Consider the following 20,013-nt stretch of genomic DNA (forward strand, 5'->3'; position numbering starts at 1 on the left):
GGGATTTTCTGCTGCAAAAAGCTTCGCGAGCAAGCCCGCTCCCACACTGGAATGCGGTCCCCTGTGGGAGCGGGCTTGCTCGCGATGAGGCCCTCAGCAACAGCACAAAATCCAAACCCAACTTAGTTAGCCTGCTTTCTTTTATCAAACACCCGCGCGATGATGCAGTTCTCCCACCGCCGCTCGCGAACCAGCCCTCATGTCTGCGCAGCAACTGCCCCCGCAAAGCTCCATGGCGATCACCCTGCAGATCGTTTCCATCGTGTTCTACACCTTCGTTGCGTTCCTGTGCATCGGCCTGCCGATCGCGGTGTTGCCAGGCTACGTCCATGACCAGTTGGGATTCAGCGCCATAGTCGCGGGCCTGACCATTGGCTGCCAATACCTTGCCACTCTGCTGAGCCGGCCCATGGCCGGGCGCATGTCGGACACCGCCGGCACCAAGCGTGCGATCATCTGCGGGTTGTCGGGCATTTTCTTGAGCGGCCTGTTGACCTTGCTGTCGACACTGCTGCAACACATGCCACTGCTGAGCCTGTTGATCTTGATTGCCGGACGTTTGTTGCTGGGGATCGCCCAGGGCCTGATCGGGGTCGGCACCATCAGTTGGTGCATGGGCCAGGTCGGCGCGGAACACACTGCGCGATCCATTTCCTGGAACGGCATCGCTTCCTATGGCGCAATTGCCATTGGTGCGCCCCTGGGCGTGGTGATGGTCAGCCAACTGGGCTTCTCCAGCCTGGGGATTGCCCTGTCACTGCTGGCTGGCGTCGCGCTGTTGCTGATTCGCAACAAACCTTCGGTGCCAGTGATCCGTGGCGAGCGCCTGCCATTTTGGGCGGTGTTCGGGCGCATCGCGCCGTTCGGGGCGAGCCTGAGCCTGGCCTCGATCGGCTACGGCTCTTTAACGACCTTCATCACGCTGTATTACGTGAACCGCGGCTGGACTGGCGCGGCGTACTGCCTGACGGTGTTTGGAGTGTGCTTCATCCTGGCTCGGGTGCTGTTCATCTCGAGCATCGGTCGTTTTGGTGGCTTCACTTCAGCGATCGCCTGCATGTGTATCGAAACTGCAGGATTAGTGTTGCTGTGGCTGGCGCCATCGACCGGTTATGCCTTGCTCGGCGCCGGGCTGACGGGTTTCGGCCTGTCCCTGGTGTACCCGGCGCTCGGCGTGGAGGCGATCAAGCAGGTGCCAAACTCCAGTCGCGGCGCGGGATTGAGTGCCTATGCGGTGTTCTTCGATCTGGCCCTGGCAATCGCCGGGCCTTTAATGGGCGCGATTGCGCTCAACCTGGGGTATTCGTGGATATTCTTTTGTGCAGCGCTGCTATCAGTGACTGGACTTGGACTAACCCTGTTGCTCAAACGCCGGGCAATGGCGTGAGGCTATGCCCTGCAGGCGATGCATAGGAGTTGCCGGGTGAAACGAGGCGGCGACCGTTATCTTGATCTTCAAATACCTACACCAAAAGATCGCAGCCTGGGGTAGTCGCGTAGGCATCATTGATCGGCAGTTTGCATTCCTGCGCGGTTAGGTTTGGCCAAGGTGCGGGAAAAAAACCGCCCAGCCTCGCCAATCAAGTTGCGATGGATGTCCTCACGATCAACTCCATCGGCATCAGTACACAGTGCTGGCATGGCGGCAATCTGCTCCTCGTTGCAGGGCGCCATAAACACGAAATGCCCGGCGCCTGCCAGCAACTTGAAATCCGGGGCGATGGGCAGTTTGCGTGCCAATGCAGCGGCGTTTTTGTCAAAGGCCACCAGCTTGTCGCCGTCTCCGCTGTAGAGCAGCACCGGTACGTGCACGTCGACCAGGGTATGTCGGCCGAACTTGAGGCTTAACGGCGCCATCAGCAGCAAGGCATGAACTCGCGGGTCCGCCACCGGCTGCAGGTCATCGCGATCGGCGATCAGTTCGCCCTTGGTATTGCAGGCGTCACGATCATCCGGACGTTCCTGGCAATAACGACGCAGGCGATCAAGATCAGGTGTTGCGCCGGAGAGTATCAACGCGGTTTCGCCGCCTGCCGAGTAACCGATCACACCGACCTGTCTGGCATTGACGAACGGCGCGAGCATGGCGTCGCCCAAGGTTGCGGTAATGGCTTCGGAAATCTGGATCGGGCGCCCGTACAAGTTGCTCAAGGTACCAAGACGACTGTGATCCTTGGAATTGTCACCCGGATGGATGACCGCCACCACCACAAAGCCCTTGCGCGCCAGCGAGGTCATCAGGTCGTGCAAGGCCAGCGGCGTGCCAGTGTTGCCGTGGGACAACATCAGCATCGGATAACGACCGATGGCTACCCGGGCATCCTCGCCCGCTTCCACCGTGTAGCCCTCAAGCCGGCTGGAGCGCTCCTTGTCGCTTGACGGGTAGAACGCGATAGCACGCATTGGTTGCAGGTCCAAGGGGTCGAGAAAACTCATCTCGTGATAGCCGACACTCCAGCGGGGGTGCAGCGCAGGTGCCGCGTGCACCCCATTAAGGCTGCCGAGCAAGCCCATCAGCAATGCTGCACAAAGACGCACCATGGAACGCCCTACCTGTTTACTTGAGGCAACGATAACCCTTGACTGCACAACCTGGGCCAACCTGTGACACGACCAGAAACAAAAAACTCCGCACCTGGCGCTTGCGCTTCCAGAATACAGAGTTTTTTTAGGGTTGGCTGAGCTGTTTGAGGTCTTTGCGCAAGCCTTACGCAGCAGCGAACAACTGCTCATTAATTCGTGTGTGTGCGTCATTCATGGCTTTGGCGCGCACTTCGTCACCGTAGGCCAGGCCTTCGGCACGCACGAACTCGATGTCGGTGATGCCGAGGAAGCCAAGCAGCAGTTTCAAATAGTCTTCATGGGCCACGCCGCTTGCCTGGCCGGCATGCAGGCCGCCGGCAGTCGACACAATCACCACTTTCTTGCCGCCGCAAAGGCCTTCAGGTCCGGCTTCGGTATAACGGAAGGTTTGGCCGGCTACGGCGATGCGGTCGATCCAGGCCTTGAGCTGTGTCGGAATCGTGAAGTTGTACATCGGTGCTGCAATCACTACGGCGTCTGCTGCGAGGAATTCAGCCAAGGTCGTGGTGCTCAGATCAGCTTCGTGCTGTTGCGCAGCGTTGCGCAACTCGGCGGTGGTACCGGCAGCGACCAGGGTGGTGGAGGAGAAATGGCTGATGGCGTCGGCGGCGAGGTCGCGGTAAGTCACCACCGTACCTGCTTCGGCGGCTTGCCAGGCTTTGACCACTTCACTGCTCAACTGACGGGAGGCCGAGTTGTCACCCAGAATGCTCGAATCGATATGCAACAGTTTCATAAGGGATCTCCAAGGTGAAGATCGCCAGCCGGCGATCTGATGGAGTGAATCCTACAGGTGAAACCAATAGCCGATTAGTCAGCAACAATGCGATTATTCGTCTCACTGATAGAACAGCTGGATGATGAGATGCAAGATCTTAACGACCTCTACTATTTTGCCAAGGTGGTCGAAGCCGGTGGTTTTGCTGCCGCCGGCCGCTTGTTGGGCATTCCCAAGTCGCGCCTGTCACGACGCATTGCCGAATTGGAAGAGCGTCTGGGTGCACGCCTCCTGCAACGCACCACGCGTCAGCTCAAATTAACGGCCGTAGGTGAGCGCTACTTGCGGCACTGCCAGGCCATGTTGCTGGAGGCGGAAATGGCCGACGAAGCCGTGGCCAGCATGTCCAGCGAACCGCGTGGGCGCCTGCGCGTGTCTTGCCCGGTGGGTGTCGCCCATGAAATCCTTCCCGTCGTCATCAGCAACTTTCTCGATAAGTTCCCTCAGGTGCAGTTGGAAGTGATGCTCCTTAACCGCCGCGTCGATTTGGTGACCGAGGGCATCGATGTCGCCTTGCGCGTGCGTGAGTTGGGCGACGAAGATCCGCAGTTGGTCACTCGCCGGTTGCGCCAAGCACAGATGGCACTGGTGGCCAGCCCGACGTTTCTGCTGCAGCGTGAAATCACCCATCCCGAAGAGTTGAAAAACCTTCCGGCCTTGGGCGCGCTCGAAGCTGATCGCCTGATGCATATCCGCCTGCTCGACCAGCACGGCAAGAGCTTCGATGTGGCCCTGGAAGCGCGCCTGGGCATTGATGATTTTATCGTACGCAAGGCCTGCACACTCGCTGGCCAGGGATTCACCCTGTTGCCCATGATGTACTGTGAGCAGGAATTGCACGACGGTTCGCTGGTGCAGTTGCTGCCTGACTGGTCGTTGCCCGGCGGCTGGCTACAGGCGGTATACCCACATCGACGGGGAGTGATGCCAGCTGTTCGCGCCTGGATCGATCATCTGGTCGAGTCATTCAACGCCTGTGGGGAGCGCCTGTTATGAGTACCGCAAGGATGAGTGAAGAGGCTGTGGCGCAGTTTTGCCTGGCCCTCCCCGGTGCCCGGGAAGACTACAAATGGGGTGGAGTGCGGGTATTTTCGATCGCGGGAAACAAGATGTTTGCGCTACAGGGTTTGCGCGGCGACTCGCTGGCCTTCAAGGTCGACAAGGATCTGTTTCTGGGGCATTGCGACCGTCCCGGCATCCACCCGGCGCCTTACCTGGCCCGAGCCCAATGGGTCATCATGGACGCTCCCTATCCCCTGGGCATTAAAGAGCTGCAGGGATTGTTGCAACGTTCCCACCAACTGGTGGTGAGCAAATTGCCCAAGCGCACTCAGGTGGGACTGCTGCTCTAGAACAGCGCGAACAAATGGGCGCCGAGGAACAACTGGTCGATCCAGAACACCTGGTGCAGCAATACGATGGCCCAGAACAGGGCCTGGTAGGAAATCTTGCGGGTCTTGTGCCGAAATACTTGCTGCGCCACCAAAGCGCCCGGCCAGCCACCGGCCAGTTCTGCGGCGTGCAGGACATTCTCCGGGGTCCGCCAGCGGTCAGTACGGGCCTTGCGCTTGTCGCTCCAGTAAAGGAAGAACGCCAGCACGCTGACGATGCCGTAGGCCGACAGGGGAATCAACGATATCCCCTGCAGCCACATCAGCATCGAACCGGTCAACGGCAGCGCGCACACCAGCGCAAACACCAGCGACTTCAATCGCGGGTTCTGGATTTTCCCGGGGCGCGCGCCGCTGTCGATCATGGTTTGGCTGCGCTCCAGTCAACCCAGCCGAACTGCCAGGTAGCGAGGATCAGCAGGCCGAACGCGATACGGTACCAGGCGAACACGGCATAGCTGTGGTTGGCGATGAACTTGAGGAGCCCGCGCACCGCAATCATCGCGAAGATAAACGCAGTGACGAAGCCAACGGCAAACACCGGGAAATCCGCAGGGACGAATAGGTCGCGGTACTTGTAGCCCGAATACACAGCGGCACCGACCATGGTCGGCATTGCCAGGAAGAACGAAAACTCGGTAGCCGTCTTGCGCGACAGGCCAAACAGAAGGCCACCGATGATGGTCGAACCGGAGCGCGAAGTACCCGGAATCATTGCCAGACACTGGGCGAAGCCAACTTTCAGGGCATCTTTCCAGGTGATCTCGTCCACGGTCTGAGCATGGACTTCATGGTCGCGATTCTCCGCCCACAACATGATGATGCCGCCGACAACCAGTGCCGCCGCGACCGTAATCGGGTTGAACAGGTATTCGTGGATCAGGTCCGCGAAAATCACCCCCAATACCACGGCCGGCATGAACGCGATCAACAGGTTGGCGGTGAAACGGCGAGCGCTGGGTTGGGTCGGCAAGCCGATGACCACGTCGAGAATCTTGCGTCGAAACTCCCACACCACTGCCAGGATTGCGCCGAGCTGGATGATGATATTAAACGCCATGGCCCGCTCACCACCGAAGTTGAGCAGGTCCGCGACGATAATCTGGTGTCCGGTACTGGAAATGGGCAGAAACTCCGTCAGCCCTTCTACAACGCCTAGTATCAATGCCTGAAAGGCGGTCCAAAGATCCATCAATCCCCCAAGAAGCAATGCTCGTCGGCATGCCCCGTTAATATGTTCAATGCATTTACTGCGATCAGTCTGGCTATAGCGCCGCGTGCTGGAACCTCTGGATAAACCACGACTTGGCGTAGAAAGTTCATTCAGGATTCAGGTTTTCGCCCGCGGGGCCGAAATCCTATCAGACAAGTCCGATTTACGCTGCCGACTATTGGGCTTGACTGCAAACCCGTGCCTGCCATCCGGGGTGAAATGCTGACGAACCTTTATGACAAGAACAAGAAACCGGAGTAACCGCCTTATGAACAGCTTGCGCACTATGTCGATCAGTCGCCGCCTGTGGCTCATCCTGATCGTGGCCGTCCTTATGCTGATGACGTTGGGCGGATTGATGCTCAAGCAGATTCACACTGACCTGTATCAGGCCAAGGCGCAGAAAACCCAGCACGTGGTGCAGACCGCCAGCGGTATTCTCAGCTATTACCACGACCTCGAGACCACCGGCGCCCTGACCCGCGAGGCAGCGCAAAAGCAGGCGCTGACCGCGGTTCGTGGCCTGCGGTACGACCAGAATGATTATTTCTGGATCAACGACCTGGTCCCAGTCATGGTCATGCACCCGGTCAACCCGAAACTCGATGGCCAGAATCTGGCGGCGATCCGTGATCCGGACGGTTTTGCATTGTTCAACGAGATGGTGGCGGTGGCCAAGACCAAGGGCGCTGGGGTGGTGAACTATCGCTGGCCGAAACCCGGTGCGAGCGCGCCGGTAGAGAAAACCTCCTACGTCAAGCTTTTTGAGCCCTGGGGTTGGGTGATCGGCTCGGGGGTCTACATTGATGACATGCAAGGGGAGTTCTACGGCCAGGTTTGGAAGGCTTCATTGGTGTGCCTGGTGATTGCTGCGATCATGGCATTGCTGGTGATCCTGATTGCCCGCAGCATCGTGCGTCCCCTGCAGGAAACTGTGAACGCCATGGCCAATATCGCCAGCGGCGAGAGTGACCTGACCCGCAGCCTCGATACCCATGGCCGCGATGAGGTAACGCAGTTGGCCCAACACTTCAACGCGTTCACGGCCAAATTGCGCTTGGTCATCAGCCAATTGCAGGTCTCAGCCAGCGATCTCGGTGAGTCGTCCAGCGCCTTGGGCAATGATGCAGCCCAGGCACAACAACGCAGCCAACAGCAATCCCAGCAAATGGAGCTGGTCGCAACGGCGATCAACGAGGTCACGTATGGGGTGCAGGACGTGGCGAAGAATGCCGAGCATGCCGCCAGCGAAATGCGCGATGCCGAATCCCAGGCGCAGCAGGGCCAAGTCAACCTTGATGGCAGTTTGCAACAGATTGATAAATTGTCCGGCACCATCGAACAGGCGGTAGGAGTGATCCGTACTCTGGCCGCCGAGAGTACGCAAATCGGCACGGTGCTCGAGGTGATCCGCTCGATTGCCGAACAAACCAACCTGCTGGCGCTCAATGCCGCCATTGAAGCCGCCAGGGCTGGCGAACAGGGTCGCGGGTTTGCAGTAGTGGCCGATGAAGTCAGGTTGCTGGCACAGCGCACGCAGAAGTCCACGGCCGAGATCCAGTCGATGATCGAACGTTTGCAGAATCACTCGGAAGCGGCAGTCAAGGTCATCGGCGACAGCAGCCGCGCTTCGCAACTGACCATCGAACAGGCAGGCCTGGCTGGTGCGAGCCTGAGTGCCATTGGCCAGGCTTTGCGCAACCTCAACGGCCTGAACGCCTCCATTGCCAGCGCCACCCTGCAGCAGGCGCATGTGGTGGAAGATATCAACCAGAACGTGACCCAGGCGGCTGGTTTGTCCCACAGCACTGCGCTGGCGGCCGAGCAATCAAGCGAGGCAAGTGTGCGGTTGAAGGGGTTGAGTGAGCATTTGAATGGCTTGCTCAAGCAGTTTCGTGTTTAGCAGGCCGTGAGGTGATGCCTGTAGCAAGTCAGGCAGCTGCTTCATCCGCAGCCATCCGGTACAATCCGCTCCCCTTTCCACACTCAAGGAATCTCCATGTCCGGGCTAGAACTGTTTGCCGCCGCCCTCGGTGTGATCGCCGTCTGGTTGACGGTCAAACAGAATCCCTGGTGCTGGCCGATCGGCCTGGTCATGGTACTGCTATATAGCTGGGTATTTTTCGAGGTCAAACTCTACTCGGACATGCTGCTGCAGGTCATTTACGCTGCGCTTCAATTGTACGGCTGGTGGCAGTGGACGCGTGGGGGTGAGGAACGGCTGGGGCGGCAGGTCAGCCAGCTCACAGTGGCACCGATTGCCTTGGGTTTGACGCTGGGCGCCATTGGCAGTCTCGCGCTGGGGGCGGCCATGGCGCACTGGACTGATGCGGCGCAACCCTGGCTGGACGCCGCGCTCACCGGTTTCAGCCTGGTGGCACAACTGTGGATGGCACAGAAACGCGTGCAATGCTGGCCGCTGTGGATCGTGCTGGATGTGATTTTTGTCGGACTGTTCCTCTATAAAGGCATGTACCTGACCGCCGGACTTTACGCGTTGTTCACCCTGATCGCGATCCAGGGCTGGCGTGAATGGCGCACCGACCTGGCATTGCGAGCATGAAAGTTCTGGTGCTCACAGGTCCGGAATCAACCGGTAAAAGCTGGCTTTCCAATGAGATTCAAGCTCATTTTGGCGGCCTGTTGGTCGGGGAATACGTTCGGCATTTCATCGAAAGTGAAGCCCGCGACACCTGTTACGAAGACATCGACTCCATAGCCCACGGCCAACTGGCCTGGGAGAATGCGGCTCGCGCCAGGCAACCGTCACTGCTGATTCTCGACACGCATCTATTGAGCAATATCCTTTGGAGCAAGACGTTGTTCGGCGCTTGCCCAGCCTGGATCGAGCAGGCATTACTCGCACGGCACTATGACCTGCATTTGCTGCTGAGCCCTGAATCCATTGCCTGGCACGACGACGGGCAGCGTTGCCAACCCCAACTGACGGAACGTCAGGCATTCTTCCAGGCCACTCATCAATGGCTTGAGCAGCACCGTCAGCCTTTTGAGGTACTGCAAGGCAACTGGCAGCAACGCAAGGATGCTGCGTTCGAGGCCGTTTTACGTTTGCTACCACCCGTTGCAAGTGTCCATTGCTGAAACACCCTGCCCTGCGTAAACCCACGAGCTAAAGCGACGCGGGTCCTTCTGCGTAAAACTGTTAAGTCACTGAGACAATCTACCAATAGCAGCGTTAGCGCGCACTGCTGCCCGCAATCTGGGGAATATTCCCCGGCGCTGTCTCAGTAGAGTTACAAAATACAATCAGCGATGCCAACATTTAGAGTCATCTGCTTGTTTTAAAACAAGAATCCAAAAGCGGCACACCTTCTGCTCTCTCCCTCGCAACGCTGATAAGGGCCAGCGTTCCACTTACAGAAGGAATTGCCGCCGTGGGGAAATTTGATAACCGCATCTATGGCCTGTTGCTGATCGGATGCGCACTGGCTATCAGTGCCTCCCTACCTGCACATGCCGACAATGGCATCATTACGATCAAACGTGACGTGCAAACGCGTAACGCAGTAGTTCCTCCGCTGATCCCCGATCCGAACCCCACGACCGTCAACGCCAACCCCTCCCAGCAAATTCTAAAGCAGACGAATGAGTTGAGCGACGGCGACTTTGCCAACGTTGCCAGCGGAGCAAGCATCTCGCGCCTGGTCACGCAAAACACCAATAACGTGGGCGCCAACATTTCCACCCAGACCCAACTGTCGAACCAGCCCGCCGGGCGTTCGGGAAATTCGGGCGGTGGTATTGCCAACATGGTCAATTCAAGTATGGCGCAAGGTCTGGGCACTCTAAAAATAATAACGGGAGACCGTTAGGATGAATCGCAAGCTCCTGCTTATCGCCATGTTTTGCAGTGCATCGACGTTTGCCCAACCTCCGGTGACCAATAACGCGGAGATCGATAATTCGGGCATGCAATACCAGGGCAATCTAACGGTCAACCAAGCGGCCGGTGATCAACAACAACAGGTTAACGCCCGAGCCATTGCCATTGGCCAAAGCGCCAGCGCGACCACTCAGATTCGCCAACGGTTAGGTAGCAGTGGCGACCCTGCAATGGATGCCAGTTCCAGCATCCACGGCGACTCCTTCAGTCGCGGCAACGGCGCACTCGGCGTCAACCAGAGCTCCGGTGCCAGAAACCAGCAGGCTAACGCGCTGCGCATCAGCGTCAGTGGCCAGCCGCAAAGTATCGACGACAGCGTCCTCATGCAACAGAACGTGGCGCTGATCAACAACTCCGATCCAACTGACTCTGCACCAGGCTATCGCCAGGTCACTACCAGTGACCAGGCTTTCACCGGTAGCCGCGGGGTAATTCAGTTGAATCAGAGTGCCGGGGTGGGAAATCGAATGGGAAACACCCTGAGCATACGGGTCACGGATTGACCTAAAAAGGTAATAACAACACTTAACCTAAAATAAGTACGGAGAATCACCATGAAACCTTCGATGGCAATAAAGCCTCTGGTTTTCGCAATTGCTGCGGTCATGGCTGTTGCTGTACAAGCTGGGCAAAACGAAAACAACGGCCATAACAATGGCCACAATAATGGCCATAATAATGGCCATAATAATGGCCATAATGGTAACGGCGGCGGAGGCCCACGAACTCCTCCTCCAACCATGATCCCTGTCTATGCTACTGCCAATGCAACCGATACCCAACGCAGTACCGGCAACAGCATCCGCAATGAAGGGACAGTAAACGAAGCTGAAATGACCAGCTCCGCCACGGGCACCAGCGGCAACGTCGGCGTCAACGTGGCTGCAGGTAATGGCAACCAACAAGACAACGCGGCCGCCATCGCCAACGCTGCATCGGACTCCAGTCTCGATAATACCTTCGTATTCGGTACTGCCTCCGCGACCTCCACCGTAAACCAGTTCAGCAACAACAACACTGTCAACAACTTCGGCAGCACCTCCTCTGCCGTGATGAGCGGTTCGGGTAATGGCGGCAGCGGCAACATGGGTGTCAACATTGCCGGTGGCGACCTTAACCAGCAGAAAAACACCATGGCAATTGCTAATGCCAATGCTCCACTGGGCAATGCGACCGCCACTGCTTCTGCAACTCAAAATGGCCCTGGCCTGACAGTAAACAACAACGCTGATCGGACATATCGTGTCGATACTATTACCGTAACCACTTCGGCCAGCGGTAGTGCATCTCAAGGCTACGATTCCAGTGCCAGTGGCAGTCAAAGCGCTTCTTCGAGCTTTGATCTGGCCGGTGCCAAGGCGTTTGCAGCCAGCGGTTCGAGTAGCGCAAATGCCAGCGGCTCCCATAGCAGTAGCTCGAGCGGTTCTTCGAATGCTTCGTTGAGTGCTTCGCTGAGCGCTACACTGGATGCTGCTGCAGAAGCTGCCAGAAGCGCTACCTGGAGCGATGGTCGCCACGAGCGCACCAACAGCTCGGAGTCCAGCGCATCGCTTAACGCCTCGCTCGACGCAACGCTGGACGCTTCGGTAGACAAATCGTACGCAAAAACGCACGAGTCCTCGTTCGAAAAATCGTATGACAAGTCCTACGATAAAGCTGCCGCCTCGGCGTACGAAAAATCGGGCAGCAAGTCGTCCGAGTCTGCGTATGACAAAGCGAAAAGCTACAGTGAGAGCAGTTCGTTTGATCTGAGCAACACCTACTCCTATCAAGTGCTGACTCCAACTGGCTGGGCCAACCCTGTCACCAACACCGCAACCCTGAGTGGTTCGGTTAACGGCGGCAGTGGCAACCTGGGCGTCAACGTGGCCGCTGGTGTTGGCAACCAGCAAAGCAACTCGCTGGCCATTTCCAACCAGTCGTTCTAATCGTTGTCTGTGGAGGCCTCCTCACGGGGGCCTTTTTCAACACAACCAAAAGGCGTCCTACCATGCGCATCATCGCCTTGGCATTTTTGCTCTGCATGGCCAGTGTGATTGAGGCGGCTCAGATGCCGCTGTCTGTCATCCTGCCCGGCGGCGCGGTGGTGTACAAGCCGATCCAAAGCATACGCGAGCGCAAATTTGCCGACCTGGTACAACAGAAAACTGACTTCAGTTGCGGCGCAGCTGCGCTGGCAACCATCTTGCGCCAAGCCTATTGGCTGGACGTGAATGAGGAGCAGATCATCGAAGGCATGCTGGCCCACTCCGATCAGGATCTGGTCCGGGTCCAGGGCTTCTCCATGCTCGACATGAAGCGTTACGTGGAAAGTATCGGCATGCGGGCCCGTGGCTATCGGGTAGCACCTGAAACGTTAAACGACGTGAAAATTCCGGTGGTGGTACTTCTGGATATTCGTGGCTACAAACACTTTGTAGTCATGCAAAGAGTCCATGACGGTTGGGTGTATATCGGAGATCCGGTACTGGGTCATAAACGGTTCAAGGTCGAAGACTTTGTCAAAGGCTGGAACGGCATCATCTTTGCCGTCATTGGTCAGGGCTATGACAAAACCAACGCCTTGCTCGAACCTCCCGTGCCATTGACCGCCAGGAACCGTATCAATGCATTCAGCCCGGTGCGAGACGCAGACCTGATGGATTTCGGGTTCATAAAAAGCGACTTCTTCTAATAACAAGGGAGCATGAAGCTCCGGGAGCATCCAATGAACACTCCAACCTGGTTGGCCGTCGTTTGCCTGGCTGCCAGCCTGCCAACACAAGCACAGACGTTCAAGCCCATTGAACTGAAGGATCAGGAACTGGCGAGCCTGCGAGGCCGCTATGTCATGCCCGGACGGATTATCAGCTTCGGCATCGCCATGACCAGCACCTGGGAAAATGCCAAAGGTGAATTGATCGGGGTCACTTCCTCGATGCAGATTCAGAAATCGACGATCAAGCCACAGTTCTACGTGTCAATGATCGACGAAAAAACGCCGGGTGCAACCAGTTCGCAAGGCACTATAACCAACGCGGGCACAAACACCGGCACCGGTACCGTCACTGGCGGCAGCGGCCTCAACACGACTGAGGGTGTCACTCAAGTTGTGCGTGCGGCCGGTGACAACAATACCGCCTACAACAATGTCGACATCAACATCACCAAAGCGAACGAGGCGCCAACAATGCAACCCCAGGGCCAGGCATTGGCCGCAGGTACGACGCTAGTCGGCAGCAATGGTGCTGGCTCGCTGAGCGTTTCCTCGTCCAGCACCGGTGTGCAACTCAACATCGTGGCCAACAACAATCAGGGCAGCACCATACAACGCCTGGCCCAGGGTGGGCTGATGCAGAACACGACCTTGCTCGGCAGTAGCAACCAGGTGCGCAACCTCACATCGTTTAATGTGGTGCTGCGAGACAGTGCGACTACTGGCGGGTCACTGACCGGTAACCTGGACCAGCTCAAAGGTCTTCGCACTGCCGGATTCTGATCTACGCTCAGTCTCATCAGAAGTAGTCAGAAGGGACGGCCTAACCCATGCACCGATCGTTAACGCTCAGAGCAATCGTCTGTTTGAGCAGCCTGGCTCCGGCCACACTGCTGTACGCAGCGACGGATCCCCAGGTTGAAGCACTAAAACAAGAACTCATGGAGTTGAAACAGCGTTACCAAGCACAACAAAACGCGCTGATGGTACTCGAACAACGGGTTCGGCAAGTCGAAGAGACTCCAGCGACACCCGCGCCCAGACGCCTTACCAGATCACCCGCCGAGCCGGCCAGGGGCGGTCAGACAGTGGCTGCGGGTGCTCCTGGAACCACTGGCAGTTCATACGGCCAGTCGCTCAAGGATGAGACGGAACCGGCACCCAGCGTTTCCAACCTGTACGACGAAGCCAGCGGTTTCTTCGGTGGTGGAAAATTCAGCGTCGAAACCGGCCTGACCTACACTCACTACGATACCCGTGCATTGACGCTCAATGGCTTCCTGGCACTGGACTCGATTTTCCTCGGCAACATTAACCTCGACCGCATCAAGGCGGATAACTGGACCCTGGACCTGACCGCGCGCTACAACGTAGCTCAACGCTGGCAGTTCGACATTAACGTTCCCGTGGTTTATAGAGAGTCGACTTATTCCTCCGGAGGCGCTGGTGGTGCCGGCCCGGTGACGTCGGATGCAACCGTTACTCGCGACCCAACCATTGGGGATGTGAACGTCGGCGTGGCGTACAAATTCCTGGATGAGTCGGTCAACCTGCCCGACGCGGTCGTCACGCTGCGGGTTAAGGCACCCACCGGCAAGGACCCATACGGGATCAAGCTGGTCAGCGATCCCACTAACGATAACCTCTCGGTACCCGAAGAACTGCCTACCGGTAATGGTGTCTGGGCGATCACCCCGGGCATCTCGCTCGTCAAGACCTTCGACCCGGCCGTACTGTTCGGCAGCCTGGCCTACACCTACAACATGCAGGACTCTTTCAGTGACATCAGTCCTCAGGTCGGCTCCAAGGTCAAAGGCGATGTGAAGCTGGGGGATTCGTGGCAGGTCGGCGCCGGTATTGCGTTTGCCCTGAACGAGAAAATGAGTATGTCGTTCTCGTTCACCGACCAGTTCGCCCGCAAAAGCAAGATCAAGCCAGACGGTGGTGATTGGCAATCCATCAGCAACAGTGACTACAACGCAGCCAACTTCAACATCGGCATGACCCTGGCCGCCACCGATAAGCTGACGATCGTGCCCAACCTGGCTATTGGCCTGACTGATGACTCCCCAGACTTCTCGTTTAGCCTGAAATTCCCTTACTACTTCTAAGATAGATAAACAAAAGATCGCAGCCTCGTTGCACTCGGCTGCGATCTTTTGACCCAGGCTCTAACGAATCTGATGTTTGTGCAGCAACCGATAAAATGTCGGTCTTGATATGCCCAGCACCTTCGCCGCGATGCTCAAATTATCACTGTGACGGTTGAGAACATCGCACAGTGCCTGGCGCTCAGCGCGGGTTTTGTAATCCTCCAGCGTGCCCATCGGTGCAACGACTGTGTGGTGGCTGATCAGCCCCAGGTCGCGGGCTTCGATCTGTCGACCTTCGGCCAGCACCAAGCCGCGGCGTACTCGGTTGGCCAGTTCGCGAACGTTGCCCGGCCAATCGTGTTTGCCCATGGCAATCAGCGCATCATCGCTGAAGCTGCGCGGTCGACGGCCAGTTTCATGGCTATAGAAGTGCGAGAAATGATTGGCCAGCATGGATAAGTCGCCATGGCGCTCACGCAGTGGCGCGGTGACGACCTGCAGGACGTTGAGGCGGTAGTACAAATCCTCACGAAAGCGTTTCTTCTCGATGGCGGCTTCCAGGTCGACGTGTGTCGCCGCCAGCACTCGTACATCCACCGGGATCGGCTGGCTGCCGCCGACATGTTCGATGTGCTTTTCCTGCAGAAAGCGCAGCAGATTAGCTTGCAACTCCAGTGGCAGGTCACCTATCTCATCGAGGAACAGGGTGCCACCATTCGCCGCTTCAATCCGGCCAACTTTGCGTTGATGAGCGCCGGTAAATGCGCCCTTCTCGTGGCCAAACAGCTCTGACTGGATAAGATGCTCGGGAATCGCGCCGCAGTTGATAGCAACGAAGGGCTTGCTGTGCCGCTGGGATTGCCGGTGCAAGGTGCGAGCCACCAGTTCTTTGCCGGTGCCGCTTTCGCCGCGAATGAGTACCGGGGACTCGGTAGGCGCGAGCTTGCTCAACAACCTGCGAAGTTCTCGGATCGGCTTGCTGTCGCCGAGCAGTTCGTGTTCTGGCTGGTCAACATGCACTGTGCCTTTGCCGCGCAAACGGGCCATTCCGAACGCACGGCCCAAGGTCACCTGAACTCTTGAAACATCAAACGGCAAGGTATGGAAGTCGAAAAACCATTCACAGACAAAGTCCCCGACATTCTGCAGTCGCAGGACTTCCTGGTTAAGAACCGCGATCCATTCAGTGCCACTGCGGCTGATCAGTTCCTTGACCGCCTCGGGGCGCTCGAGGTGAAACGGTTGTAATCGCAACAGGCCGACATCACAGGTTTTATCGGCAGCATTTTCCAGTGTGCAGCTGTCAACATCCCAGCCTACAGCTCGCAACCCCGGCAGTAAACGATAGCAATCGTCGCAAGGATCAACCACTAATAGACGTCGTTGGGCGGGCGCTTCATTCATGACTGTTCCTTGGCGCCAAATTCGATGAAATTTTAGTAAAAACAGTCATTTGGCGGACCTGGCTGTAACATTAGCAAGAAATTGACAGTTGCTTGTACCGATTGACTATATGGCTATTGCCTAATACGTTATAAGAAACTACTTGGTTAGTTACCTAACGAACTTCAACCTGTGATTCAGCTTTCAAAACCACGCTGAAGAACGGGTTTACGAACGAAAGTTGAAATTTCTTCAGTTCAAGTGTGACCCGTTGGCAGGTTGCGGACATCAGTACAAGTAACCAGCCGCACGGGCAGCCCTACCGTCGGCCGATCACTTGATTGGGCATAGAGAGAGAGAACCCCATGAACGCCCCGCTCCGTATCAACGAAGCTCTTTTGATTGCAGACCGCGCATTCCAGCCTTTCCAATGTGTGGCCTGGGCTTTACAAGATGGCAACGGTGAACTCAGCCTGACAGTGATCGACCGCACCAAACGCAGCATAGGCCGCAAGCAGATCCCAAGCAGTGCCTATACCGATCCCGCACAACTCGAACGCGTGCTTGAACAGGCCCGTGAAGAACTGAGCCGCGACGGTTACAACCTTGAATCATGGTCGATGCCACATTGATATCAACGCGGATTACTTTGTAGTAGTCCGCGCCCTCCTCTGCCTCTCAGTCACGCGAAACAAGGAACTGCCACGCCGTTTTTAGAACTGCGTAGGTATTAATTACTTGGCATGCTTGCCACTGGTTCAAAAAGACGCTCTTCTGGCACAGAGCGACCCTCCGTCTGTTATTTCTGCCAGTTGTACGTTTTACCATTCAGGGATTGAATATCTTCCTTCGAAGCTCGCCAGACCCACTCTGGACGACGACTCGCAAGGAGATGCGTGCATGTCAAGCCAGGTTGCCTTTGCCTCCCCTGCAATACTCAGCCAAGCCGGTCACCTCGACCTGTCGTTTGCCGCCAAGGGAACGACCCAGGTGTATTTCGCCGGCAGTCTCTCAAGCATCACCCATGACGTTGTCATCGATTCCCACGGGCGCATTCTGGTCGCCGCTAAAGTCGGAACGGCAGATGGTAGTCGCTTTGGCCTGGCGCGCCTGCTGGCCGATGGTTCTGCCGACCTGTCCTTCGGCGATCGAGGCAGTGTCATTGGCCAGTTCGAGTATGGATTCGATGCGATGGCCGGCAAAATTGCAGTGCTGCCTGATGGCAATATCCTGTTGGCCGGGCTGCACTATCTGAACGGCCATCGCACGCTTCCGGCCCTGGCGTTGTTTGACCACCATGGGCATCTGGTCCAGGCCTTCGGCGAGAATGGCCTTTGCGTGGTGCGCCTACCCGGCAATCTTTCCGAGGGCATGCGTGACGCCTGGCTTCCGCCCGGCGCTCCGGGTGTTGAAGCCTGTGATCTGCGGCTGCAGGAGGATGGGCGGATCTTGCTGCTGGCTAATCATCATTTCGAGCTTGCCGATCATGTCGGCTTGCTCATCCGCCTGAACCACGACGGTACGTTGGACAGCTCCTTCAATGGCCGAGGATTTGTGATCGTCAGGCACCTGCTGATGAACACCTGGCTCAGCAGCCTGTTACTGCAACAAGACGGTCGGATCCTCGTGGGTGGGGCGATCAATTTTCCCGAGGAAGGATTGCTCGCCCGCTACCACGCCGACGGGCAACTGGACACTACCTTCGCCGTCGACGGTTTCATGAGTTTCAATTGCGCCGGGCGCAGCACTCAGATCACTCATATAGTCCAGCAGCAGAATGATGACCTGTTCTGCGTAGGCAGCAGCCGAGAGCCCTTGCACTGCCTGACACTGAAGTTGCGCAGCAACGGGCGTCCGGACAGCCATTGCCACGGCGATCAACCTGGATTGCTGAAAATCGGCCAGGCCGGCTGCCAATGGACTGCCGCCCTAGCCTTGCCAGACGGGCGGACCCTGGCGGCGGGCGCGACGATTGGAGGTTGTGAGGCCGACTTCATCCTGGCCCGACATCTGCCCGACGGCCAGCTGGATCAGCAGTTTGGGGATGGCATCGGGTGGGTCCGCACTCGGCTAGGGCGCAGCCTGGACGCTGCGACTTCGCTGGCCGCACAAGTAGATGGGGCGATAGTCGTTGGGGGTTATTCGCTGGATGGAAATCACCGTGCGATTGTGGCGCGTTACCTGGGGTGAGTTGCTTGCGATTGGATTGAAGGCCTGCGTTTTTCCTCAATGCCGGCGTTATCTTTTGTGTCTATCACTGGCAATCTAGCGCCTGCGAAAACCGATGAGGCGCACGGGCTGATCCTGATCAGACTTTTCCTACACTTGATATTCCTCTGCTCTTACGGCAACTTGCGCGCTTCTTAACACAAGGAGTAGCCGATGTCCGGTTCAATGGCCCAGGCGTTCGCGCACAACTTTCTCGGGCAGTCTCCCCGCTGGTACAAGGCAAGCATCGTCTGCTTCCTTATTCTCAACGCCCTGGTGTTGTGGACTGTCGGCCCTGTCGCGGCTGGCTGGCTGCTGGTACTGGAATTCATTTTCACCCTGGCCATGGCGCTCAAATGCTATCCGCTGATGCCTGGCGGGCTGTTGCTAATTGAAGCGTTGCTGCTGAAGCTGACCACGCCCCAGGCGTTGTATGACCAACTGGTGCACAACTTTCCGGTGATCCTGCTGCTGATGTTCATGGTGGCCGGTATCTACTTCATGAAAGACCTGCTGCTGCTCCTGTTCTCGCGACTGCTGCTCGGCGTGCGGTCCAAAGCATTGCTGGCGCTGATGTTCTGTTTTTTATCGGCGTTTCTATCAGCTTTTCTCGATGCTCTGACTGTGACCGCCGTGATCATCAGTGTGGCGGTGGGCTTCTATTCGGTGTACCACCGAGTGGCCTCGGGCAATGACCCGCGCCAGGACAGTGGCTTCTCCGACGACCGTCACCTGCCGCAACTGCAACACGATGACCTTGAGCAGTTTCGCGCCTTCTTGCGCAGCCTGTTGATGCACGGCGCGGTTGGCACTGCGCTTGGAGGCGTCTGTACCCTGGTGGGCGAGCCGCAAAACTTGCTGATTGGCCACGAGATGGGTTGGCACTTCACCGAGTTTTTCCTCAAAGTTGCCCCGGTTTCGTTGCCGGTACTGGTGGCTGGCCTGGTGACCTGCGTGCTGCTGGAAAAAGTGCGCTGGTTCGGCTATGGCACGCTGCTGCCCGACAACGTTCGCGCCGTGCTGGCCAACTATGCCGCAGAAGATAACGCCGAGCGCACTTTACGCCAGCGTGCTGCACTGATCGTCCAGGGCTTGGCAGCGCTGATCCTGATCGGCTGCCTGGCCTTCCATCTGGCGGAGGTGGGGCTGATCGGGTTGATGGTGATTGTGCTGATCACGGCGTTCACCGGCATTACCGACGAACATCGCATTGGCAATGCGTTCAAGGACGCTATGCCCTTCACCGCGTTGTTGGTGGTGTTCTTCGCCGTCGTCGCGGTTATCCACGATCAGCAATTGTTCACGCCGTTGATTCAATGGGTGCTGCTGCTACCGGCAGAGCAGCAACCGGGCATGTTGTTCATTGCCAACGGCCTGTTGTCGGCTATCAGCGATAACGTCTTTGTCGCAACCATTTACATCACCGAGGTGAAGCAGGCATTTGTGTCCGGCCATATGAGCCGTGAGCATTTCGAAACCCTGGCGATTGCGATCAATACCGGCACCAATCTGCCGAGCGTGGCGACGCCTAACGGCCAAGCGGCATTCCTGTTCCTGCTGACCTCAGCAATCGCGCCGCTGATACGCCTGTCGTATGGACGGATGGTGTGGATGGCGTTGCCGTACACGGTGGTGATGGGAGTGCTGGGGTGGTATGCGGTGAGTTACGGGTTGTAATACCGACCAAACGTGCAGGGGCGAGCCCGCTCGCGAAAAACACCAGGCCCGCGCTCGTCCGAGCGCTCGGAACGGAACGCAGCCCGAA

General features: G+C 57.4%; 20 protein-coding genes and 1 pseudogene. 16 read left to right on the plus strand and 5 right to left on the minus strand.

The genetic code is table 11. The annotated features are described in order from the left end of the window. The first annotated feature begins 199 nt into the window (after window positions 1-199). Window positions 200-1,387 carry an MFS transporter gene (locus L9059_RS09365; protein ID WP_247290267.1) on the plus strand — a complete coding sequence of 396 codons (1,188 nt, stop codon included), beginning with the start codon at window positions 200-202 and terminating at the stop codon, window positions 1,385-1,387. Between the two features lie 116 nt (window positions 1,388-1,503). Here L9059_RS09365 and L9059_RS09370 read toward each other — a convergent pair whose 3' ends face one another. Both L9059_RS09370 and L9059_RS09375 read right to left on the minus strand, forming a co-directional pair. Beyond that, complete coding sequence (locus L9059_RS09370; protein ID WP_247290268.1) at window positions 1,504-2,541, minus strand: alpha/beta hydrolase family protein; 1,038 nt, start codon at window positions 2,539-2,541, stop codon at window positions 1,504-1,506. Window positions 2,542-2,707: 166 nt separating this feature from the next. Beyond that, entirely contained in the window at window positions 2,708-3,319 is a 612-nt protein-coding gene (locus L9059_RS09375; protein WP_247290269.1) for an FMN-dependent NADH-azoreductase, read from the minus strand. 129 nt (window positions 3,320-3,448) lie between these two features. On the opposite strand from L9059_RS09375, the gene L9059_RS09380 reads away from it, so the two are divergent. Next, entirely contained in the window at window positions 3,449-4,357 is a 909-nt protein-coding gene (locus tag L9059_RS09380; protein WP_247290270.1) for a LysR substrate-binding domain-containing protein, read from the plus strand. Beyond that, on the plus strand, window positions 4,354-4,713 hold the full coding sequence (locus L9059_RS09385; RefSeq protein WP_247290271.1) for an MmcQ/YjbR family DNA-binding protein: 360 nt from the start codon (window positions 4,354-4,356) through the stop codon (window positions 4,711-4,713). Before L9059_RS09380 ends, L9059_RS09385 begins: the two co-directional genes overlap by 4 nt. Here L9059_RS09385 and L9059_RS09390 read toward each other — a convergent pair. Then, window positions 4,710-5,117 carry a DUF1294 domain-containing protein gene (locus L9059_RS09390; protein WP_247290272.1) on the minus strand — a complete coding sequence of 136 codons (408 nt, stop codon included), beginning with the start codon at window positions 5,115-5,117 and terminating at the stop codon, window positions 4,710-4,712. The genes L9059_RS09385 and L9059_RS09390 overlap by 4 nt on opposite strands. Beyond that, window positions 5,114-5,944: an undecaprenyl-diphosphate phosphatase gene (locus L9059_RS09395; RefSeq protein WP_247290273.1), complete on the minus strand. Its 831-nt coding sequence runs from the start codon at window positions 5,942-5,944 to the stop codon at window positions 5,114-5,116. The genes L9059_RS09390 and L9059_RS09395 overlap by 4 nt, the downstream gene beginning before the upstream one ends. Before the next feature lie 379 nt (window positions 5,945-6,323). On the opposite strand from L9059_RS09395, the pseudogene L9059_RS30880 reads away from it, so the two are divergent. From L9059_RS30880 to L9059_RS09440, 10 genes and pseudogenes are all read left to right on the plus strand, one after another. Further along, window positions 6,324-7,010, plus strand: a pseudogene (locus L9059_RS30880) (cache domain-containing protein); the annotation flags it as partial. Window positions 7,011-7,133: 123 nt separating this feature from the next. After that, complete coding sequence (locus L9059_RS30885) at window positions 7,134-7,868, plus strand: methyl-accepting chemotaxis protein (protein WP_428480254.1); 735 nt, start codon at window positions 7,134-7,136, stop codon at window positions 7,866-7,868. A 96-nt stretch (window positions 7,869-7,964) separates the two neighbouring features. After that, window positions 7,965-8,528: a nicotinamide riboside transporter PnuC gene (gene pnuC / locus L9059_RS09405; RefSeq protein ID WP_247290277.1), complete on the plus strand. Its 564-nt coding sequence runs from the start codon at window positions 7,965-7,967 to the stop codon at window positions 8,526-8,528. Continuing rightward, complete coding sequence (locus L9059_RS09410) at window positions 8,525-9,067, plus strand: AAA family ATPase (RefSeq protein ID WP_247290279.1); 543 nt, start codon at window positions 8,525-8,527, stop codon at window positions 9,065-9,067. The genes pnuC and L9059_RS09410 overlap by 4 nt, the downstream gene beginning before the upstream one ends. A gap of 293 nt (window positions 9,068-9,360) precedes the next feature. After that, window positions 9,361-9,798: a hypothetical protein gene (locus L9059_RS09415; protein WP_247290282.1), complete on the plus strand. Its 438-nt coding sequence runs from the start codon at window positions 9,361-9,363 to the stop codon at window positions 9,796-9,798. Window position 9,799: 1 nt separating this feature from the next. Beyond that, the gene (locus L9059_RS09420; RefSeq protein ID WP_247290284.1) at window positions 9,800-10,372 is read left to right on the plus strand and encodes an adhesin; all 573 of its coding nucleotides are present in this window, start codon (window positions 9,800-9,802) and stop codon (window positions 10,370-10,372) included. Window positions 10,373-10,423: 51 nt separating this feature from the next. Continuing rightward, window positions 10,424-11,797 (plus strand): heme utilization protein, encoded by a 1,374-nt coding sequence (locus L9059_RS09425; RefSeq protein WP_247290286.1) that lies wholly within the window; start codon window positions 10,424-10,426, stop codon window positions 11,795-11,797. 62 nt (window positions 11,798-11,859) lie between these two features. Next, a complete protein-coding gene (locus tag L9059_RS09430; RefSeq protein WP_247290288.1) occupies window positions 11,860-12,543 on the plus strand; it encodes a C39 family peptidase in 684 nt (227 codons plus the stop codon). 33 nt (window positions 12,544-12,576) lie between these two features. Continuing rightward, the gene (locus L9059_RS09435) at window positions 12,577-13,347 is read left to right on the plus strand and encodes a hypothetical protein (RefSeq protein WP_247290290.1); all 771 of its coding nucleotides are present in this window, start codon (window positions 12,577-12,579) and stop codon (window positions 13,345-13,347) included. 47 nt (window positions 13,348-13,394) lie between these two features. Beyond that, window positions 13,395-14,675 carry a coiled-coil domain-containing protein gene (locus L9059_RS09440; RefSeq protein ID WP_247290292.1) on the plus strand — a complete coding sequence of 427 codons (1,281 nt, stop codon included), beginning with the start codon at window positions 13,395-13,397 and terminating at the stop codon, window positions 14,673-14,675. A gap of 60 nt (window positions 14,676-14,735) precedes the next feature. Here L9059_RS09440 and L9059_RS09445 read toward each other — a convergent pair whose 3' ends face one another. Then, window positions 14,736-16,061, minus strand: coding sequence for a sigma-54 dependent transcriptional regulator (locus tag L9059_RS09445; protein WP_247290293.1), 1,326 nt, complete (start codon window positions 16,059-16,061; stop codon window positions 14,736-14,738). A gap of 344 nt (window positions 16,062-16,405) precedes the next feature. On the opposite strand from L9059_RS09445, the gene L9059_RS09450 reads away from it, so the two are divergent. From L9059_RS09450 to nhaB, 3 genes are all read left to right on the plus strand, one after another. After that, a complete protein-coding gene (locus L9059_RS09450; RefSeq protein ID WP_247290295.1) occupies window positions 16,406-16,672 on the plus strand; it encodes a hypothetical protein in 267 nt (88 codons plus the stop codon). A 268-nt stretch (window positions 16,673-16,940) separates the two neighbouring features. Continuing rightward, window positions 16,941-18,230: a delta-60 repeat domain-containing protein gene (locus tag L9059_RS09455; RefSeq protein ID WP_247290297.1), complete on the plus strand. Its 1,290-nt coding sequence runs from the start codon at window positions 16,941-16,943 to the stop codon at window positions 18,228-18,230. 192 nt (window positions 18,231-18,422) lie between these two features. After that, entirely contained in the window at window positions 18,423-19,925 is a 1,503-nt protein-coding gene (gene nhaB / locus L9059_RS09460; protein ID WP_247290299.1) for a sodium/proton antiporter NhaB, read from the plus strand. The last annotated feature ends 88 nt before the right edge of the window (window positions 19,926-20,013 follow it).

This window comes from Pseudomonas violetae (genome assembly GCF_023072615.1).
In the GTDB taxonomy this organism is placed as follows: domain Bacteria; phylum Pseudomonadota; class Gammaproteobacteria; order Pseudomonadales; family Pseudomonadaceae; genus Aquipseudomonas; species Aquipseudomonas violetae.

Excerpts from the sequence above, each read along its gene's own strand:
- L9059_RS09455 (WP_247290297.1), top strand. The coding sequence starts at position 16,941 with ATGTCAAGCCAGGTTGCCTTTGCCTCCCCTGCAATACTCAGCCAAGCC.
- L9059_RS09380 (WP_247290270.1), top strand. The coding sequence starts at position 3,449 with ATGCAAGATCTTAACGACCTCTACTATTTTGCCAAGGTGGTCGAAGCC.
- L9059_RS09450 (WP_247290295.1), top strand. The coding sequence starts at position 16,406 with ATGAACGCCCCGCTCCGTATCAACGAAGCTCTTTTGATTGCAGACCGC.
- L9059_RS09445 (WP_247290293.1), bottom strand. The coding sequence starts at position 16,061 with ATGAATGAAGCGCCCGCCCAACGACGTCTATTAGTGGTTGATCCTTGC.
- L9059_RS09370 (WP_247290268.1), bottom strand. The coding sequence starts at position 2,541 with ATGGTGCGTCTTTGTGCAGCATTGCTGATGGGCTTGCTCGGCAGCCTT.
- L9059_RS09385 (WP_247290271.1), top strand. The coding sequence starts at position 4,354 with ATGAGTACCGCAAGGATGAGTGAAGAGGCTGTGGCGCAGTTTTGCCTG.
- pnuC (WP_247290277.1), top strand. The coding sequence starts at position 7,965 with ATGTCCGGGCTAGAACTGTTTGCCGCCGCCCTCGGTGTGATCGCCGTC.
- L9059_RS09375 (WP_247290269.1), bottom strand. The coding sequence starts at position 3,319 with ATGAAACTGTTGCATATCGATTCGAGCATTCTGGGTGACAACTCGGCC.
- L9059_RS09425 (WP_247290286.1), top strand. The coding sequence starts at position 10,424 with ATGAAACCTTCGATGGCAATAAAGCCTCTGGTTTTCGCAATTGCTGCG.
- L9059_RS09390 (WP_247290272.1), bottom strand. The coding sequence starts at position 5,117 with ATGATCGACAGCGGCGCGCGCCCCGGGAAAATCCAGAACCCGCGATTG.
- L9059_RS09430 (WP_247290288.1), top strand. The coding sequence starts at position 11,860 with ATGCGCATCATCGCCTTGGCATTTTTGCTCTGCATGGCCAGTGTGATT.
- L9059_RS09395 (WP_247290273.1), bottom strand. The coding sequence starts at position 5,944 with ATGGATCTTTGGACCGCCTTTCAGGCATTGATACTAGGCGTTGTAGAA.
- L9059_RS09435 (WP_247290290.1), top strand. The coding sequence starts at position 12,577 with ATGAACACTCCAACCTGGTTGGCCGTCGTTTGCCTGGCTGCCAGCCTG.
- nhaB (WP_247290299.1), top strand. The coding sequence starts at position 18,423 with ATGTCCGGTTCAATGGCCCAGGCGTTCGCGCACAACTTTCTCGGGCAG.
- L9059_RS09365 (WP_247290267.1), top strand. The coding sequence starts at position 200 with ATGTCTGCGCAGCAACTGCCCCCGCAAAGCTCCATGGCGATCACCCTG.
- L9059_RS09410 (WP_247290279.1), top strand. The coding sequence starts at position 8,525 with ATGAAAGTTCTGGTGCTCACAGGTCCGGAATCAACCGGTAAAAGCTGG.
- L9059_RS09440 (WP_247290292.1), top strand. The coding sequence starts at position 13,395 with ATGCACCGATCGTTAACGCTCAGAGCAATCGTCTGTTTGAGCAGCCTG.
- L9059_RS30885 (WP_428480254.1), top strand. The coding sequence starts at position 7,134 with ATGGAGCTGGTCGCAACGGCGATCAACGAGGTCACGTATGGGGTGCAG.
- L9059_RS09420 (WP_247290284.1), top strand. The coding sequence starts at position 9,800 with ATGAATCGCAAGCTCCTGCTTATCGCCATGTTTTGCAGTGCATCGACG.